The sequence below is a fragment of the Terrimonas pollutisoli genome (assembly GCF_029360765.1).
Lineage (GTDB): Bacteria > Bacteroidota > Bacteroidia > Chitinophagales > Chitinophagaceae > Terrimonas_B > Terrimonas_B pollutisoli.
In genome coordinates this window covers 1-1,146 of record NZ_JARKNA010000061.1, presented here as the reverse complement: position 1 = coordinate 1,146, position 1,146 = coordinate 1, and the positions used below count along the sequence as shown (strand labels likewise).

1 rRNA gene is annotated in these 1,146 nt (G+C 46.5%); it reads right to left on the bottom strand.

Annotated elements, in window-relative coordinates:
- Positions 1 to 1,146: ribosomal RNA gene (locus tag P2W73_RS26350) — 16S ribosomal RNA — on the bottom strand; the annotation flags it as partial.

Below are 1,146 nucleotides of genomic sequence, written 5' to 3'. Positions count from 1 at the left end.
GTGCCCTTCCGTCAATTTCTTTAAGTTTCAGCCTTGCGACCATACTCCCCCCAGAACCCAAAAACTTTGATTTCTCGTAAGGTGCCGAGCGGGTCATCATAGAAACACCGCCCGATCCCTAGTCGGCATAGTTTATGGTTAAGACTACGACGGTATCTGATCGTCTTCGATCCCCTAACTTTCGTTCCCTGATTAATGAAAACATCCTTGGCGAATGCTTTCGCAGTAGTTAGTCTTCAGCAAATCCAAGAATTTCACCTCTGACAGCTGAATACTGACGCCCCCGACTATCCCTATTAATCATTACGGCGGTCCTAGAAACCAACAAAATAGAACCGCACGTCCTATTCTATTATTCCATGCTAATGTATTCGAGCAAAGGCCTGCTTTGAACACTCTAATTTTTTCACAGTAAAAGTCCTGGTTCCCCCCACAGCCAGTGAAGGCCATGAGGTTCCCCAGAAGGAAAGGTCCAGCCGGACCAGTACTCGCGGTGAGGCGGACCGGCCAGCCAGACCCAAGGTTCAACTACGAGCTTTTTAACTGCAACAACTTTAATATACGCTATTGGAGCTGGAATTACCGCGGCTGCTGGCACCAGACTTGCCCTCCAATTGTTCCTCGTTAAGGGATTTAGATTGTACTCATTCCAATTACGAGACCCAAAAGAGCCCCGTATCAGTATTTATTGTCACTACCTCCCCGTGTCGGGATTGGGTAATTTGCGCGCCTGCTGCCTTCCTTGGATGTGGTAGCCGTTTCTCAGGCTCCCTCTCCGGAATCGAACCCTAATTCCCCGTTACCCGTTGCCACCATGGTAGGCCACTATCCTACCATCGAAAGTTGATAGGGCAGAAATTTGAATGAACCATCGCCGGCGCAAGGCCATGCGATTCGTTAAGTTATTATGATTCACCAAGGAGCCCCGAAGGGCATTGGTTTTTTATCTAATAAATACACCCCTTCCGAAGTCGAGGTTTTTAGCATGTATTAGCTCTAGAATTACCACAGGTATCCATGTAGTAAGGTACTATCAAATAAACGATAACTGATTTAATGAGCCATTCGCAGTTTCACCGTATAAATTGCTTATACTTAGACATGCATGGCTTAATCTTTGAGACAAGCATATGACTACTGGCAGAA